The organism is Pseudomonas sp. FP215 (assembly GCF_030687795.1).
In the GTDB taxonomy this organism is placed as follows: domain Bacteria; phylum Pseudomonadota; class Gammaproteobacteria; order Pseudomonadales; family Pseudomonadaceae; genus Aquipseudomonas; species Aquipseudomonas salmasensis.
On record NZ_CP117447.1, the window covers coordinates 992,405 to 1,008,032 of the forward strand.

Consider the following 15,628-nt stretch of genomic DNA (forward strand, 5'->3'; position numbering starts at 1 on the left):
TTCAGGCTTTGGGCCGGGCATGAGCGGCCAGCCGTTCCAGGGCGGCGCGCAAGCCCGGGTCGTTGATCCCTTCGGCGGTGGCCTGAAGGGTTTCGGCGGCCGTTTCCGACAGGTCCAGGGTATGCCCCACCGCGCCTTGCGGCACGGTGGGTGGCTGTACCTTGAACTGAATGCGCGTCAAACCGGCGAACTCTTCAAACACCAGCAACTGGCGCTGCAAGCGTTTTTGCTGATAACGCAAGCGCGTGGCCCAATGACCATCGGTGACAATTAATAGCAGATTGCCTTCACGCCAGGACGCCACGTGACAGTGCTCACGTGCGGCCGGTTGCAGCTGGCTTTCAAGCAGGCGTTGTAAATGGCCCAGGCGCTTGGCATGGCCAAAGATGGCTTTCAACGGCTTGGCTTCGCGAAGCAACACGCCGGGAGCGCGGGCTGTAAGAGGGCGAAATGCCATGTTTAGACACCTTAGGTAACAGAGCGGCTATCTTAGCAGAAAGCGCCTGCACACCCCGAGGCTCTGCGTCGGCTGGGCTTTGCCCATGAAATCAATAAGTAACTTCTGCACTCCATGGGTTGAAGTTCGCGCAAAAGCCCTTATTTTAAACAAGCCCTCTCACAGCGCCGTGCCTGCCTCGGGGAACAACGCCACTTTCCTCACCCACGATTCCGGGTAGAATGCGCGTTCGCAATGCGGCCGTGAGGGCTGCTCGGGCCACTCACGGTGCGCCCTCCATCCCTATGTGTGGAAGAACCTGCCGATATGTTTGCGCCTTTGTTAAAGAAACTTTTTGGAAGCAAGAATGAGCGCGAAGTCAAACGCATGCTCAAGACGGTGCAGCTGGTCAATGCCTTCGAAGAGCAGATGGTTGCTCTGTCGGACGAGCAATTGCGCGCCAAGACCCAAGAGTTCAAGGCCCGCATAGCCAAAGGTGAAACCCTCGACAAGCTGCTGCCCGAAGCCTTCGCGGTCGCCCGTGAAGCCGGTAAGCGCGTCATGGGCATGCGCCACTTCGACGTCCAGTTGATCGGCGGCATGACCTTGCATGAAGGCATGATTGCCGAAATGCGCACCGGTGAAGGCAAGACCCTGGTGGCAACCCTGGGCGTCTACCTCAACGCACTGTCCGGCAAGGGCGTGCACGTTGTGACGGTGAACGACTACCTGGCTCGCCGGGACGCCAACTGGATGCGCCCGCTGTATGAATTCCTCGGCCTGACCGTCGGCGTGGTAACGCCGTTCCAGCCGCCGGAAGAGAAGCGCGCTGCGTACGCCTGCGACATCACCTACGGCACCAACAACGAATTCGGTTTCGACTACCTGCGCGACAACATGGCGTTCAGCATGGATGAAAAATTCCAGCGTGAACTCAACTTTGCCGTGATCGACGAAGTCGACTCCATCCTCATCGACGAAGCCCGTACCCCGCTGATCATCTCCGGCCAGGCCGAAGACAGCTCGCGCCTGTACACCGAGATCAACAAGTTGATCCCGCGTCTTGAGCAGCACATCGAGGAAGTGGAAGGCGTGGTGACCAAAGAAGGTCACTTCACCATCGACGAGAAGACCCGCCAGGTCGAGCTCAACGAAGCCGGTCACCAGTTTGTCGAAGAAATGCTCACCCAGATCGGCGAGCTGGCCGAGGGTGAAAGCCTGTACTCGGCGCACAACCTGGGCCTGTTGACCCACGTGTATGCCGGCCTGCGCGCCCACAAGCTGTTCCACCGCAACGTCGAATACATCGTGCAGGAAGGCCAGGTGGTTCTGGTCGACGAACACACTGGTCGTACCATGCCCGGTCGTCGCCTGTCCGAAGGCCTGCACCAGGCCATCGAAGCCAAGGAACACCTCAACATCCAGGCCGAAAGCCAGACGTTGGCGTCCACCACCTTCCAGAACTACTTCCGTCTGTACAACAAGCTGTCCGGCATGACCGGTACGGCCGACACCGAAGCGTTCGAATTCCACCAGATCTACAACCTGGCCGTGATGGTCATTCCGCCGAACAAGCCGTTGGCGCGTAAAGACTACAACGACCTGGTGTTCCTGACCGCCGAAGAGAAATACGCGGCGATCATCAATGACATCAAGGACGGCATGGCCAAGGGCCGCCCGATCCTGGTGGGTACCGCCACCATCGAGACTTCCGAGCACGTGTCCAACCTGCTCAACAAGGAAGGCATCGAGCACAAGGTACTGAACGCCAAGTTCCACGAAAAAGAAGCCGAGATCATCGCCCAGGCCGGTCGCCCAGGCGCACTGACCATCGCCACCAACATGGCCGGTCGTGGTACCGACATCCTTTTGGGCGGCAACTGGGAAGTGGAAGTGGCCTCGCTCGACAACCCGACGCCTGAGCAGATCGCCCAGATCAAAGCCGACTGGCAGAAGCGCCACCAGGCGGTGCTGGAATCCGGTGGCTTGCAGGTGATCGCGTCCGAGCGTCACGAATCGCGTCGTATCGACAACCAGCTGCGTGGCCGTGCCGGTCGCCAGGGTGACGCCGGTTCCAGCCGTTTCTACCTGTCGCTGGAAGACAGCCTGATGCGTATCTTCGCGTCGGACCGGGTGAAGAACTTCATGAAAGCCCTGGGCATGCAGTCCGGTGAAGCGATCGAGCACCGCATGGTGACCAACGCCATCGAGAAGGCCCAGCGCAAAGTAGAAGGCCGTAACTTCGACATTCGTAAGCAACTGCTCGAGTTCGACGACGTCAACAACGAACAGCGTAAAGTGATTTATCACATGCGTAACACGTTGCTGGCCGCCGACAACATTGGCGAGACCATCGCTGATTTCCGTCAGGACGTGCTCAACGCCACTGTCAGCGCGCATATCCCGCCACAATCGCTGCCTGAGCAGTGGGATGTTGCCGGCCTGGAAGCGGCATTGAAGAGCGACTTCGGTGTGGACTTGCCGGTTCAGCAATGGCTGGACGAAGACGACCACCTGTACGAAGAAACCCTGCGCGAAAAACTGATGGCCGAGCTGCTGGCTGCGTACAACGAGAAAGAAGAGCAAGCGAGTGCCGAAGCACTGCGCACCTTCGAGAAACAGATCGTATTGCGCGTGCTGGATGACCTGTGGAAAGACCACCTGTCGACCATGGACCACCTGCGCCACGGTATCCACCTGCGTGGCTACGCCCAGAAGAACCCGAAGCAGGAGTACAAGCGCGAGTCGTTCACGCTGTTCTCCGAATTGCTGGATTCGATCAAGCGCGATTCGATCCGCGTGCTGTCCCACGTTCAGGTGCGTCGCGAAGACCCGATCGAGGAAGAAGCACGCCTGCGTCAGGAAGCCGAGGCCCTGGCGGCGCGCATGCAGTTCCAGCACGACGAAGCGCCGGGCCTGGATGAGCCTGAAGCCTTGGGTGAAGAGGTCGATGTGGCACTGGCCCAGACCCCGGTTCGCGATGACCAGAAGCTGGGTCGCAACGAGCTGTGCTACTGCGGTTCGGGCAAGAAATTCAAACACTGCCACGGCCAGATCGAATAAGATTTTCGCCTGACGCTGCAACATCCCGCGCCGCGACCGGCCTTTGCCGTCGCGGCGTTTTGCCATTAATTCCCACCGTCGATAGCGACGGCACAGACATCACCTATTTTTAAGGAGCGCATTCATGGCTGTTGGTCTTGGTCCTTTGCCCACGTTGCACCCGGTTGCCGGTTTTGAACTCGGTATCGCTTCGGCCGGCATCAAGCGCCCGGGGCGCAAGGATGTGGTGGTGATGCGTTGTGCTGAAGGCTCGACCGTGGCGGGTGTGTTCACCCTCAACGCCTTCTGCGCCGCACCGGTGATTCTGGCCAAGCAGCGCGTGGCCGGTTCGATCCGTTACCTGCTGACCAACACCGGCAATGCCAACGCCGGCACCGGCGAGCCAGGCCTGGTCGCGGCGGCGCGCACCTGCGCCAAGCTGGCCCAGTTGACCGGCGTCGATGCCAGCCAGGTGCTGCCGTACTCCACCGGTGTGATCGGTGAACCGCTGCCGGTGGAAAAAATCGAAGGCGCCCTGCAAGCCGCGCTTGATGACCTGTCTGTGGATAACTGGGCGGCTGCGGCCACCGGCATCATGACCACCGACACCTTGCCAAAAGGCGCGAGCCGCCAGTTCGTGCATGACGGCGTGACCATTACCGTTACCGGTATCAGCAAAGGCGCAGGCATGATTCGCCCGAACATGGCCACCATGCTCGGCTATATCGCCACCGACGCCAAAGTCTCCCGCGATGTGCTGCAACGCCTGATGCTGGACGGCGCCAACAAGTCGTTCAACCGCATCACCATCGACGGTGATACCTCCACCAACGACTGCTGCATGCTGATCGCCACCGGCCAGGCCAACCTGCCGGAAATCACCTCTACCGAAGGCCCGTTGTTTGCGGCGTTGAAGCAGGCGGTGTTCGAAGTGTGCATGGACGTGGCCCAGGCCATCGTGCGTGATGGCGAGGGCGCGACCAAGTTCGTCACGGTTGAAGTCAACGGCGGCGGCAACCATCAGGAATGCCTGGATGTGGGCTACACCGTGGCGCACTCGCCGCTGATCAAGACCGCGCTGTTTGCATCGGACCCGAACTGGGGGCGTATCCTGGCTGCCGTTGGCCGTGCCGGCGTGCCGGACCTGGACGTGAGCAAGATCGACGTGTTCCTGGGCGATGTGTGCATCGCCAGCCGTGGCGCCCGCGCCGAAACCTACACCGAAGCCCAGGGCTCGGCGGTGATGCAGCAGGAAGAAATCACCATCCGTATCGAGCTGGGTCGCGGCGAGTGCAGCGAAACCATCTGGACCACCGACCTGTCCCACGAGTACGTGAAGATCAACGCGGAATACCGTACCTGAAAATGACCCTCCCCCTGTAGGAGCGAGCTTGCTCGCGAAAAACTCAAGGCCACCGCGTTTATCCAGGATGCACGCGTTATCGTTGACGTTCTTCGCGAGCAAGCTCGCTCCTACAAAGGGCTATAACGAGAGGAAGCAGTGGCGTGAAACGAGTGCATGTAGCAGCAGCGGTGATCCGCGGTGTCGATGGCAGGATCCTGCTGGCGCGCCGTGCCGATACCCAGCATCAAGGCGGCCTCTGGGAGTTCCCCGGCGGCAAGGTGGAGGCCGATGAGTCGGTTGCCACCGCCTTGTCCCGTGAATTGCAGGAAGAGCTGGGCATCCAGGTCACCACGGCGCGGCCGCTGATCAAGGTGCAACATGACTACCCGGACAAACAGGTATTGCTGGATGTCTGGGAAGTCTCGGCCTTTACTGGCGAGCCCCATGGCGCCGAAGGGCAGCCGCTGGAATGGGTGGCACCGCGTGACCTGATCAACTATGAATTCCCGGCGGCGAATGCGCCGATTGTCGCGGCGGCACGCTTGCCCGCCGAGTACCTGATCACCCCGGGCGAGCTGGAAACCCCGACGTTGTTGCGCGGTATCCAGAAGGCTATCGCCGGTGGCATCAAGCTGGTTCAACTGCGTGCCCCCAACGGTTACGACCCCAAATACCGCGACCTGGCGGTGGATGCGGTGGGCCTGTGCGCGGGCAAGGCGCAGTTGATGCTCAAGGGGCCGTTCGAGTGGCTGGGGGATTTCCCCGCTGCCGGCTGGCACATGACCTCGGCGCAGTTGCGCAAATACGCGAGCAAGGGCCGCCCGCTGCCCAAAGACCGTTGGCTGGCTGCCTCGTGCCATAACGCTGAAGAGCTGGCGCTGGCAGAAATGATGGACGTGGACTTTGTCACCCTGTCGCCGGTGCAGCCGACCCAGACTCATCCGGATGCCCAGCCGTTGGGCTGGGAGCAGGCGCAGCAGTTGATCGCCGGGTTCAGCAAGCCGGTGTTTCTGTTGGGCGGGGTTGGGCCGGCGCAGCGGGAGCAGGCTTGGGAGGCTGGTGCGCAAGGTGTGGCAGGTATTCGGGCGTTCTGGCCGCAGCTCTGATACTCGTTCCCACGCTTTGCGTGGGAACGCCTCCTGTGACGCTCTGCGTCACGATCTGCTCAGTGTGGCTTGGCCGCCGCCTGCCACAACACTTCCGCAACACCTTGGCGCTTGGCAATCACCCTGGCCGCCACAAACAGCAAATCCGACAACCGATTGATATACGCCAACCCCACACCCTCCAACGGCTCGACCGCATTCAGGTGCTGACAGCGGCGCTCTGCGCTGCGCGCCAGGCTGCGACACACATGGGCCTGGGCAATCAGGGCTGAGCCGCCGGGCAAGATGAAATTTTCCAGCGGCCCGACTTCCTCATTCCAGCGATCAATCGCTGCTTCCAGTCGATCCACTTCCGCTGCATTCAGTGCCTTGTACACCGGCATCGCCAGTTCACCGCCCAAGTCAAACAGACGGTGCTGGCAAGGGGTGAGCACTTCAATCACATCCTTCAACGCCGGGTGCTTGCCGCTTTGTTCTTCAAGGTTGGCCAGCAGCAGGCCTAACTGGCTGTTCAGCGTATCCACCTCGCCAATCGCTTCCACGCGTGGATGGTCCTTGGGCACGCGGCGGCCGTCGCCGAGGCCGGTCTCGCCTTTGTCGCCGGTACGGGTGTAGATCTTCGACAGGCGAAAGCCCATGGTCAGTGCTCCAGTTGGGTAAGTTCAGTGGGGGGCAATTGGCTGCCGGCCAGGGGCAGGCGCAAGGTAAAGCAGGTGCCCTGGCCCAGGGTGGAGTGCACTTCCATCTGGCCCTTGTGGTTGTTGGTGATGATGAAATACGACACCGACAGGCCTAGCCCGGTGCCCTGGCCGATTTCCTTGGTGGTAAAGAAGGGTTCGAACGTACGTTTGCGCACGTTTTCGCTCATGCCGATGCCGTTGTCTTCTACCTGGATTTCTGCCCACGGCGGGTTGAGGCGCGTGCGCAGGATAATCCGCCCCGGCTCGCTGTCGTCTTCACGCAGGTGAATGGCCTGGGCGGCGTTCTTCAACAGGTTGAGCAGCACTTGCTCCAGCTCGTTGGCAGTGCCTGGCACCGGGCCCAGTTGCGGATCGAACTGGCGGATAATCGCCTGGCCCTTGAAGTCGAAACCGATGGTCAGGTCGAAGTCGTTACCAGCGATTTCCACAGCCTGGTCGATCAGCGCCGGCAAATCGCAGGGCGCCATCTGCCGATTGCTGCGGCGGCTGAAGCTGAGCATGTGGGTGACGATTTTCGCGGCACGTGCGCCGGCCTGCTGGATGCCGTCGAGCAGTTGCGGGACTTCGCGGCCTTGCAGGTAACGGTTGACTGTCTCCAGCTCGATGCCCACTTGTTCGGCCAGTTCCAGGTTCTTGGGCAGCTCGGGGGACAGGCGCCGACGGATGTTCTGCACGTTATGCAGGATCGCGCCCAGCGGGTTGTTGATCTCATGGGCCATACCGGCGGCCAGGCCGCCCACGGAGAGCATTTTTTCCGATTGCACCATCATTTCTTCCAGGGACAGGCGCTGGGTGATGTCGTCGATTCGGATCACCACACCGCGCCCGGCGCCGCCCATTAATGGGTAGAACGTCAGCGCATAATGCTTAGGCTCGTCGTCCTTGATCCAGGTGACCCGCTCGATCCGCTCCACCGTGTGTTGCTCCACGGTGGCCTTGATCTGTGGCAGGTACGGCTTGAGCGGCTGGAAGGCCAGGAACACCGGCTGGTTCAAGGCTTCGTCCAGGCGCGTGCCGGATAGGGCGGTGGCTTCCTGGTTCCACTGGGTGACGTAAAGTTGTTCGTCCAGGGCGATCAGCGCCGAGGGCATCGAGTCGATAATGCTGTTCAGGTAGTTCTGGAAGCCCGTGAGCTTTTTCTCGATCTTGCTGCGCACCTGGACTTCCAGTTCCAGCTTGCGGTTGGTATGCCGGGTTTCTTCGGCCAAACCTTGGGCCTGGTCATACGCAGCCTGGGAATCGTCGCGCGCACGTTTAAGTTGCTGCTCACGGGCTTCGATACGCGACAGCATGGTGTTGAAGGCTTCGGCCAGGCTGCCAATTTCATCACGGTTGCCACGCCCGGCGCGCAAGGCGTAGTTCTCCTCGCGGGTCACCTGGCGGGACAGTTCTTCCAGTTCATGAATCGGCCGTGTGATCAGGCGTTTGATCTGCCGGGCGATGACCAGCCACAGCAACACACTGAAAATCAGGATGCCCAGGCTCGCGGTCAGGGTGCCGGTATAGAACGCCACCGGCAGCTCACTGCTGGCCACCAGCAACAAATGCCCCGAAGGCTGGTTGCCGCGGGGCAGGGTGATGACTTGGTTGCTGCGAAACTCAGTGAGGCGCCACGCTTCGATATGGCGGTAGTGGTCCGGCAGGTGCAGGCGGTCGCCGTGCTGCATCTGCGCCAGGCGGTTGCCTTCACCGTCGTACAGCGCGGCGGCGCGCAAGGGTGAATAGCTGGTCAGCTCATTGAGCAGCGCCTCGGCCTTGGTCGGAGACTCAAGGGCCTCGGCGGCGAGCGCGGGGTTGGACACCAGTCGACCAATGGACTGCAAGGCCTGGGGGGCCATGCTTTCCTGGGAGATCCAGTAGGCAGCGCTAATAAACGTCAGGTTGGCCACCAGCAATACGGTGGTCAACAACACCAGCAGGGCCGCCAGCAGTTTCTGCCCTACCGGTAGATTTTCAAGACGCTGGCGCAGTGGCATCAGGGTTTTCCCAGGTGATAGACAGGTAGGCAGGGTAGCGCGTGCCTCAGTCGCTGGCCAATCCGTGTGCACGCAAATGCTCGACCAGGCGCGCTTGCAACTGTTGCAGGTGCGGCAACACCAATTGATGGCGGGCGGCCGCCTGGCAGGCGTAGCCCAACAGGTAGCTGATCTCGGTACGCCGTGCGTTGGCCACGTCCTGGTGCATGGACGAGTAATTGGCCGCCGTGGCCTGGATCACCCGCAGCACTTCGCTGTGCAGGTCCTGTGCGGCGGCGGGCTGGCCGCAGCATTCGAGCAGCTCGGCCAGTTCAGCGCACAAGGTCGCCACTTCACACGCGTGGGCTTGCAAGCCGCCGTTGCGGCACTGGTAAAGCACGGTCAGGGGATTGATGGCGCAATTGAGCGCCAGCTTGCGCCACAGGCGCGTGAGAATATCGCTGGCCCAATCGTGGGGAATGCCGGCTGCTTGCAGGTCGTCCAGCCACAGCGGTGGCGTGGGGTGGCTCGCATCCCCCAGCCAGGTGAAACCATGGCCGGCAAATACCACCCGCCAGTCGCCTTCGCGAAACGCGCCTTCGGTGCTTGAGGCATAGATGCAACGGGCCGACGGCACCTGTGCAGCCACTGCGTCCTGGCTGCCGAGGCCGTTTTGCAGCAGGATCAGTTCGGCGTCGGGCGCCAGTCGAGGTTGCAGCTGGGCAATGGCGCCTTGGGCGTCGTAGGCTTTGCACGCCACCAGCAAGCGATGAATCGGCTCTGGGCTGTCAGGCGTTTCGCCGACTACCGGGTAAGTCTGTTCCACACCCTGCTCGACCAGGGTCAGCCCCTGGCCGGCTCGATAGTCAGCCAGGCGCGCCTCATTGCGCAGGATCAGCCTCACGGGCACGCCCGCGCGCGCCAGCCGTGCGGCCCAGAGGGTGCCCAGGCTGCCGGCGCCAAGAATATGCCAGGGGGTCGCCATCAGTGTGTACTCCATAAGCTCGCCAGCGGTGAACGGCGCGAAAGAACCGCTATAATGCCCCGGCATTTTAGCTCGGGCGCGCTCCATCTCTACTGAGCCCGCCCCTTATATTGGAGAAATCACATGCCTTCGTTCGACGTGGTATCTGAACTGGACAAACACGAAGTCACCAACGCCGTCGAGAACGCCGTCAAGGAACTGGACCGTCGCTACGACTTGAAAGGCAAGGGCAGCTTCGAATTCAAGGAAAAGGAACTGACCGTCAACCTGACCGCTGAAGCCGATTTCCAGCTGGAAGCGATGATCGAGATCCTCAAACTGGCCCTGGTCAAGCGCAAGATCGACGTGCAGTGCCTGGAAGTCAAGGATGCCTACGCTTCCGGCAAGCTGATGAAGCAGGAAGCCGTGCTCAAGGAAGGCATCGACAAAGAGCTGGCCAAGAAAATCGTCGCGCACATCAAGGACGCCAAGCTCAAAGTCCAGGCCGCCATCCAGGGCGAGCAGGTTCGCGTTACCGGCAAGAAGCGTGACGACCTGCAAGAGGCCATCGCGGCCCTGCGCGCCAAGACGTTTGACATGCCACTGCAGTTCAATAACTTCCGCGACTGATGGCACTTTGGGGAACCTGTGGGCACTTTTGACGTCCCACGCCCCAGCATCATTGCCTACAATTGAGCCCTTCGGGGCTCAATTGCGTTTTCAGGCAGTCAGTCGAGCCTTATCGCCGCACAACAGGAGAAAGTAGATGGATTTGAACGCTGAAATGGATCACCTGATCAAGACCTCCCAGTCTTGGATCCCCATGATCATGGAATACGGCAGCCGCGTATTGCTGGCGTTGGTCACCCTGGCCATCGGCTGGTGGTTGATCAATGTCTTGACGCAACGCGTGGGCCGCCTGCTGGCCATGCGTAACGCGGACATGGCGTTGCAACACTTCATCACCAGCCTTGCCAACATCGCGCTCAAAGTCATGCTGGTGGTCAACGTGGCCTCGATGATCGGTGTGGCCACCACCTCGTTCGTGGCGGCGATCGGTGCCGCTACCCTGGCTATCGGCCTGGCCTTGCAAGGCAGCCTGGCGAACTTTGCCGGCGGCGTGCTGATTCTGTTGTTCCGCCCGTTCCGCATCGGTGACTGGATCGAAGCCCAAGGCACCTCGGGTACCGTGGACAGCATCCAGATCTTCCACACGGTGTTGCGTACCGGCGACAACAAGACGGTGATCATTCCCAACGGCAGCCTGTCCAACGGCCTTATCACCAACACCAACCGCCAGCCGACCCGCAAGGTTGTGTTTGACGTGGGTGTGGACTATGAGGCGGACCTGCAGAAGGCCCGTGAAGTGCTGCTGGCTCTGGCTGAAGACCCGCGTGTACTGAAGGACCCTGCCGCAGTGGCCGTGGTGTCGACCTTGGGCGACAGCTCTATCACCGTCTCCCTGCGTTGCTGGACCAACACCCCGGATTATTGGGACGTAGTGTTTATGCTCAATGAACTGGCGCGTGACCGTTTGAAAGCGGCCGGGATTGATATTCCGTTTCCGCAACGGGTTATTCGGGTGATGCAGGAAAGTGCGACGAAATAACACGGCGTGACGCTATCAAACTTGGCCGAAAGGTCAGCTTTGACAAACTAGTTACTTAGCTTGCTAGTTGTTTTTTCGGTTGAAATAAAACTGCAATAAAAAAGCCGCTCCCTGTTGAACAGAGGAGCGGCTTTTTATTTAAGGCCTAAGCCTCAAGTCATCGTTGTAATTGAACCAGCAATTACAAGATGTTCAGCGGGTAGTTGGCGATCAGACGCAGTTCATCGATCGACGGCGAACCGTAGTACACGCCATCACCGGAACGGTAAGTCGCTTGACGCAGACGCAAGCTCAGGTCTTTCGCCGGGCCGCTCTGAATCACGTACTTGGCCTCGATGTCGCGTTCCCACTCTTTGCCGTTGCTGGTGGTGCCCGTGTTGGCGCCGCTACCGGTGACATAACGGGTCATGAAGCTCAGGCCCGGAATGCCGAAGGTTGCCATGTTGATGTCATAACGCGCCTGGTAGGACTTTTCGCCTTCGGCGTTGAAGTCGGAACGGGCAATGGAGTTGGCCAGGAACACAGTGCCGCCGCCGTCTACGCCGTAACCGTAGTCGCCGTCACCGGTGACTTTCTGGGCTGCCAGGGTGAAGGTGTGAGCGCCGATGGTGTACGCGCCCTGCAAGCTGAAGGCGCGGTTGTCGAGCTTGGTCACGCCGTCTTTCTCTGCGCGTTGCAGGCCGGCGCCATCGCTCTTGGTGTCGTAGATGTTGAAGTCCAGGGCAAACGACTGATCATCGCTCAGGGCGTGGGTCCAGTTCAGGTTGCTGTAGTACTTGCGGAAGTAATCTTCGGTTTTCGCGTAGTACAGGCTGCCGGTGAATTCCGGAGTGAAGGCATACACGCCGCCGACAAAGTCGGTTTTGGTCAGGCCCAGGCTGTCGTGGTAGGTCTGGTTCTGCGCGACGCTGGAAGTGAAGTGACCGCCTTCAAGCTTCAGGCCCTTGATCTCGTTGCTGGTGATCGAGATACCTTGTGGCAGCTCTGGCAGCAGGCGGCTGTCATCGGAGGCAAACACTGGGGCTGTGGTGTATTGGTCACCGACTTTCAGCACCGTATTGGAGATGCGGAACTTGACCGCGCCGCCGCCTTTGGAATAGTCATCTTGCGAACGACCGTCGGAACCGGTAGGGAACAGGCCGGTGCCGGCGCGACCCTTGCCGCTGTCGAGCTTGAGGCCCATCAGGCCGATCACGTCTACACCGACACCAATGGTGCCCTGGGTGAAGCCCGATTCGTACAGGGCATTGAAGCCCAGGCCGGTTTCTTCAGCACGGCTCTTGGAGCCTGGGCCCGACGGGTTGTTACGGAAGTCACGGCTGAAGTACAGCGCGCGAGTATTGATGCTGAACGTACTGTCTTCAACAAAGCCCTTGGAATCGTCCTGGGCGGACGCCATTGCGAACTGCGAGGTGCCTGCTGAAACAGCCAGGGCGATCATGCTCCACTTCATCACGCGCATCGTGATTTGCTCCTTTGGTTTTAGGAAGAGTACTGCCGTCCCACCTGTATTTTTATCTGGGCGGCTCTTTCTTTTTGTGTCGGCGCAAAGTTAGCTCACGCAGACCCTATTGACGATACTTACTCAACTATCCTTTCAGCTTCTTTACGAGGCTGTCGTAAATCGCTAGATCCATGTCGCAAATTCACAGCCTGAAATGTATCCAGGCTGACAACTTCAATGCTGTTTTCAGACTTCTTCCAAAGTTTGAACACATCCCTGATACACATTGAAACGCCACTATTTTTATCGCGAAACACCTGTGTCCAAACGGGTGCCGTTGTCGACGATAGGGGGGTGAATGCAACAAGCGTGCTCAAACCGCCGACCGAATGTCATTTTTTCGTGAAAAGTGTGATGAACCTGTAAAAACCGCATAAGCACGGGGGTTTTACGCCATTTGGGTTGGGCTTGACGCCAGGGTGTTACCCAGGTTCGGTGGCACCTGAATCCTGTATCTGTGTAAAACGTTACCGGTTGACCCTTATCGGTGGGTAATCGGCGGATCCCTTTGAGGCACAGGTGGGTCATTTTGGTGCATCCCGTTGAGGCCCGGTCTAGCGTTGCTCCTCTGAGTTACTGCCTCTAAAGGGTGCATTTTTTTGCCCGACTGCCTCAAGGCCGCCAGCATTGCCCGTGAAGCCTTGGGCATTCGAAGGTATGCTGGGCACCTGTTACCGACCTGCCGAACGGAGTGCCACGTGTTCGCCTTAGATCAACGCCTGCAACAAGATACCTTGGCCATTGGGGACTTCCCGCTCTGTCGCCTGCTGCTGTCCAATGACGCGAATTACCCCTGGTTCATCCTGGTGCCACGCGTCAACGGTATCAGCGAAGTGTTTCAACTGGATGTCGCAGATCAACAAACCTTGTGGCAAGAAACGACGGCCCTGGCGCAGCTGCTTAACGACGGGCTGGCGGCCGACAAGATGAACATCGGCGCGCTGGGTAACGTGGTCAGCCAGTTGCATGTGCATGTGATTGTGCGCAAGCGCGACGACGCCGCCTGGCCAGCCCCGGTGTGGGGCAAGCATCCAGCCCGGCCCTACACCGAAGAGCAGGTGGCCGCGATTCGCAGCCGATTGCGCGAGCTATTGCCTGCCGACTTCATCTTTACCCAGGACTGAACCATGGACCTGCAAGAACGCGTCACCGACCTGGAAAGCCGTCTGGCCTTCCAGGACGACACCATTGAAACCCTCAACGACATCCTGGTTGCCCAGCAGCGGGCCGTCGAACGCCTGCAATTGCAGATGACTGCACTGCTCAAGCGCCAGGAAGAGATGGGCGGGCAGTTCGAGTCATCCGAAGAAGAAGCGCCGCCGCCCCACTATTGAATGTGCAGGCAATAAAAAACCGCGACCCAGCCAAGGCTGGATCGCGGTTTTTTTTGCTGCGAAGGCTAGGAATCAGCGACGCGGCAGGGCAGCGATGACGTCTTCGGCTTGCAGGCCCTTGTCACGGTTCATCACCGAGAACTCCACGCGCTGGCCTTCGACCAGGACGCGATGGCCTTCGCCACGAATGGCTCGGAAGTGGACGAAGATATCGTCGCCCGAATCGCGGGAAATGAAGCCGAAGCCCTTGGAGGTGTTGAACCACTTGACGGTCCCGGTATCCCGGTTGGTCATGTCATAGTTTTGCGACGCGGCCGCTGGAGACGAGCGGTAGAAGCTGATGGCCAGGTGAAGAACGATGGCGACCACAGCAATCACCAGGCTGAGCAGGATGGCCGGATGGCCCCCGACTTCAGGCATGGGCGCCAGGAGGGTGAGGGTTTGTACGACAACAGTCAGCACCAGCAGCGCACTGACCAGGTTTTGCAGTTGATGACGCGTGCCTTTGTTCCAGTAAGGGATTACCGGTGCGAGCGTCAGGTTAAGAAGGCCGAACAAGGCCAGGTACAGGGCGTCGTGTTGTTCCAGATAGGGCAGGCTTTCAGGCTGCAGGCTCGGAATAAAGGACAGCAGCAACGCTGCAACGCCCGTTAGCAGGTGGACGATTTTCAACATTTTGGTTAACTCACGTTAAGACGGATCACAAGGAAGAGCTGACTGGCACGGTTCGCTTCTGAACAATGGGAGGCGTTGAGCACGTGCGCGGGTATCAGCCTATGTGACGTGCCGCAGGAATAAACGGCAGCCACACCGCGTCTATTTAACAGCAAAGGCTGTGCCTACTCAAATCAAGCATTTCGGGGTGTTGCCACGGCCAGGGCATTTCTGCGTCAAACGCTTGTCCTAGACACGTGCGGGATTTTTCATTGGCATGCCGAGACTCTTCCCACAGGTAAACAGGCTTGCCAAGTCAGATCCCGCAGGCGGTGCGGGGCGATTTGCCGCATGTCGCTCGGGTGTGTCGGGCTGCACATGGCGCACTCTCTTGCTAGAGTGGAGCTGCACCTGATCAATGAATGCTCGTCAATTGAAGGGGAAACACATGGCAATCGATATTGGTATCAGTGAAGAAGACCGTAAATCCATCGTCGACGGACTTTCCCGCCTGCTTTCCGATACCTATGTTCTGTATCTGAAGACCCACAATTTCCATTGGAACGTCACAGGCCCGATGTTTCGTACGCTGCACCTGATGTTCGAGGAGCAGTACAACGAACTGGCGCTGGCAGTGGACTCCATTGCCGAGCGTATCCGTGCCCTGGGCTTCCCGGCGCCGGGTGCCTATTCGATTTACGCGCGCCTGTCTTCCATCAAGGAAGAAGAGGGTGTGCCGAGCGCCGAAGAGATGATCAAGCAGTTGGTGGCCGGCCAGGAAGCGGTCACGCGTACCGCGCGAGGCATCTTCCCATTGCTCGACAAAGTCAGTGATGAGCCGACGGCTGACCTCTTGACCCAGCGTATGCAGGTTCACGAGAAAACCGCGTGGATGCTGCGCTCCCTGCTCGAAAACCAGTAACGGTTAAACCCAGGCGGCGCCTTTTGGGCGCTGCCTGCTGGTTTCCCTGCGCTTCC

General features: G+C 59.7%; 14 protein-coding genes. 8 read left to right on the plus strand and 6 right to left on the minus strand.

Annotation, left to right across the window (positions count from 1 at the left end; genetic code table 11):
- Position 1: 1 nt before the first annotated feature.
- Positions 2 to 457 (minus strand): DUF721 domain-containing protein, encoded by a 456-nt coding sequence (locus tag PSH76_RS04385; protein ID WP_305493629.1) that lies wholly within the window; start codon positions 455 to 457, stop codon positions 2 to 4.
- 306 nt (positions 458 to 763) lie between these two features.
- Between PSH76_RS04385 and secA the strand changes: the two genes are divergently transcribed.
- The 3 genes from secA to PSH76_RS04400 all read left to right on the plus strand — a co-directional run bounded on the left by secA (position 764) and on the right by PSH76_RS04400 (position 5,929).
- Positions 764 to 3,499, plus strand: coding sequence for a preprotein translocase subunit SecA (gene secA, locus PSH76_RS04390; RefSeq protein WP_305493630.1), 2,736 nt, complete (start codon positions 764 to 766; stop codon positions 3,497 to 3,499).
- 124 nt (positions 3,500 to 3,623) lie between these two features.
- Entirely contained in the window at positions 3,624 to 4,841 is a 1,218-nt protein-coding gene (argJ, locus tag PSH76_RS04395) for a bifunctional glutamate N-acetyltransferase/amino-acid acetyltransferase ArgJ (protein WP_032895495.1), read from the plus strand.
- A 143-nt stretch (positions 4,842 to 4,984) separates the two neighbouring features.
- On the plus strand, positions 4,985 to 5,929 hold the full coding sequence (locus PSH76_RS04400) for a Nudix family hydrolase (protein ID WP_056791134.1): 945 nt from the start codon (positions 4,985 to 4,987) through the stop codon (positions 5,927 to 5,929).
- 59 nt (positions 5,930 to 5,988) lie between these two features.
- On the opposite strand, the gene PSH76_RS04405 is transcribed toward PSH76_RS04400, so the two are convergent.
- The 3 genes from PSH76_RS04405 to PSH76_RS04415 are packed head-to-tail and all read right to left on the minus strand — an operon-like array spanning position 5,989 to position 9,570.
- Positions 5,989 to 6,567, minus strand: coding sequence for a cob(I)yrinic acid a,c-diamide adenosyltransferase (locus tag PSH76_RS04405; protein ID WP_032895497.1), 579 nt, complete (start codon positions 6,565 to 6,567; stop codon positions 5,989 to 5,991).
- A 2-nt stretch (positions 6,568 to 6,569) separates the two neighbouring features.
- Entirely contained in the window at positions 6,570 to 8,606 is a 2,037-nt protein-coding gene (locus PSH76_RS04410) for an ATP-binding protein (RefSeq protein ID WP_032895499.1), read from the minus strand.
- A 46-nt stretch (positions 8,607 to 8,652) separates the two neighbouring features.
- Positions 8,653 to 9,570 carry a putative 2-dehydropantoate 2-reductase gene (locus tag PSH76_RS04415; protein WP_278916599.1) on the minus strand — a complete coding sequence of 306 codons (918 nt, stop codon included), beginning with the start codon at positions 9,568 to 9,570 and terminating at the stop codon, positions 8,653 to 8,655.
- A 123-nt stretch (positions 9,571 to 9,693) separates the two neighbouring features.
- Here PSH76_RS04415 and PSH76_RS04420 point away from each other — a divergent pair, with 123 nt between their 5' ends.
- Positions 9,694 to 10,179 carry a YajQ family cyclic di-GMP-binding protein gene (locus PSH76_RS04420; protein WP_003193880.1) on the plus strand — a complete coding sequence of 162 codons (486 nt, stop codon included), beginning with the start codon at positions 9,694 to 9,696 and terminating at the stop codon, positions 10,177 to 10,179.
- A 136-nt stretch (positions 10,180 to 10,315) separates the two neighbouring features.
- A complete protein-coding gene (locus tag PSH76_RS04425; protein WP_056791140.1) occupies positions 10,316 to 11,158 on the plus strand; it encodes a mechanosensitive ion channel family protein in 843 nt (280 codons plus the stop codon).
- Positions 11,159 to 11,339: 181 nt separating this feature from the next.
- Here the strand turns inward: PSH76_RS04425 and PSH76_RS04430 are convergent, their stop codons facing one another.
- The gene (locus PSH76_RS04430) at positions 11,340 to 12,620 is read right to left on the minus strand and encodes an OprD family porin (RefSeq protein ID WP_032895504.1); all 1,281 of its coding nucleotides are present in this window, start codon (positions 12,618 to 12,620) and stop codon (positions 11,340 to 11,342) included.
- A gap of 740 nt (positions 12,621 to 13,360) precedes the next feature.
- On the opposite strand from PSH76_RS04430, the gene PSH76_RS04435 reads away from it, so the two are divergent.
- Both PSH76_RS04435 and PSH76_RS04440 read left to right on the plus strand, forming a co-directional pair.
- The gene (locus PSH76_RS04435; protein WP_305493631.1) at positions 13,361 to 13,786 is read left to right on the plus strand and encodes an HIT domain-containing protein; all 426 of its coding nucleotides are present in this window, start codon (positions 13,361 to 13,363) and stop codon (positions 13,784 to 13,786) included.
- Positions 13,787 to 13,789: 3 nt separating this feature from the next.
- The gene (locus tag PSH76_RS04440) at positions 13,790 to 13,996 is read left to right on the plus strand and encodes a SlyX family protein (RefSeq protein ID WP_003193876.1); all 207 of its coding nucleotides are present in this window, start codon (positions 13,790 to 13,792) and stop codon (positions 13,994 to 13,996) included.
- 72 nt (positions 13,997 to 14,068) lie between these two features.
- On the opposite strand, the gene PSH76_RS04445 is transcribed toward PSH76_RS04440, so the two are convergent.
- Positions 14,069 to 14,671, minus strand: a complete 603-nt coding sequence (locus tag PSH76_RS04445) for a cold-shock protein (protein WP_003193875.1) — start codon at positions 14,669 to 14,671, stop codon at positions 14,069 to 14,071.
- A 427-nt stretch (positions 14,672 to 15,098) separates the two neighbouring features.
- Between PSH76_RS04445 and PSH76_RS04450 the strand changes: the two genes are divergently transcribed.
- Entirely contained in the window at positions 15,099 to 15,572 is a 474-nt protein-coding gene (locus tag PSH76_RS04450; protein WP_003193874.1) for a Dps family protein, read from the plus strand.
- The last annotated feature ends 56 nt before the right edge of the window (positions 15,573 to 15,628 follow it).

Coding starts and splice junctions, on each gene's coding strand:
- PSH76_RS04410 (WP_032895499.1), bottom strand. CDS start 8,606: ATGCCACTGCGCCAGCGTCTTGAAAATCTACCGGTAGGGCAGAAACTG.
- PSH76_RS04415 (WP_278916599.1), bottom strand. CDS start 9,570: ATGGCGACCCCCTGGCATATTCTTGGCGCCGGCAGCCTGGGCACCCTC.
- PSH76_RS04420 (WP_003193880.1), top strand. CDS start 9,694: ATGCCTTCGTTCGACGTGGTATCTGAACTGGACAAACACGAAGTCACC.
- PSH76_RS04450 (WP_003193874.1), top strand. CDS start 15,099: ATGGCAATCGATATTGGTATCAGTGAAGAAGACCGTAAATCCATCGTC.
- argJ (WP_032895495.1), top strand. CDS start 3,624: ATGGCTGTTGGTCTTGGTCCTTTGCCCACGTTGCACCCGGTTGCCGGT.
- PSH76_RS04385 (WP_305493629.1), bottom strand. CDS start 457: ATGGCATTTCGCCCTCTTACAGCCCGCGCTCCCGGCGTGTTGCTTCGC.
- PSH76_RS04425 (WP_056791140.1), top strand. CDS start 10,316: ATGGATTTGAACGCTGAAATGGATCACCTGATCAAGACCTCCCAGTCT.
- PSH76_RS04430 (WP_032895504.1), bottom strand. CDS start 12,620: ATGCGCGTGATGAAGTGGAGCATGATCGCCCTGGCTGTTTCAGCAGGC.
- PSH76_RS04445 (WP_003193875.1), bottom strand. CDS start 14,671: ATGTTGAAAATCGTCCACCTGCTAACGGGCGTTGCAGCGTTGCTGCTG.
- PSH76_RS04405 (WP_032895497.1), bottom strand. CDS start 6,567: ATGGGCTTTCGCCTGTCGAAGATCTACACCCGTACCGGCGACAAAGGC.
- secA (WP_305493630.1), top strand. CDS start 764: ATGTTTGCGCCTTTGTTAAAGAAACTTTTTGGAAGCAAGAATGAGCGC.
- PSH76_RS04440 (WP_003193876.1), top strand. CDS start 13,790: ATGGACCTGCAAGAACGCGTCACCGACCTGGAAAGCCGTCTGGCCTTC.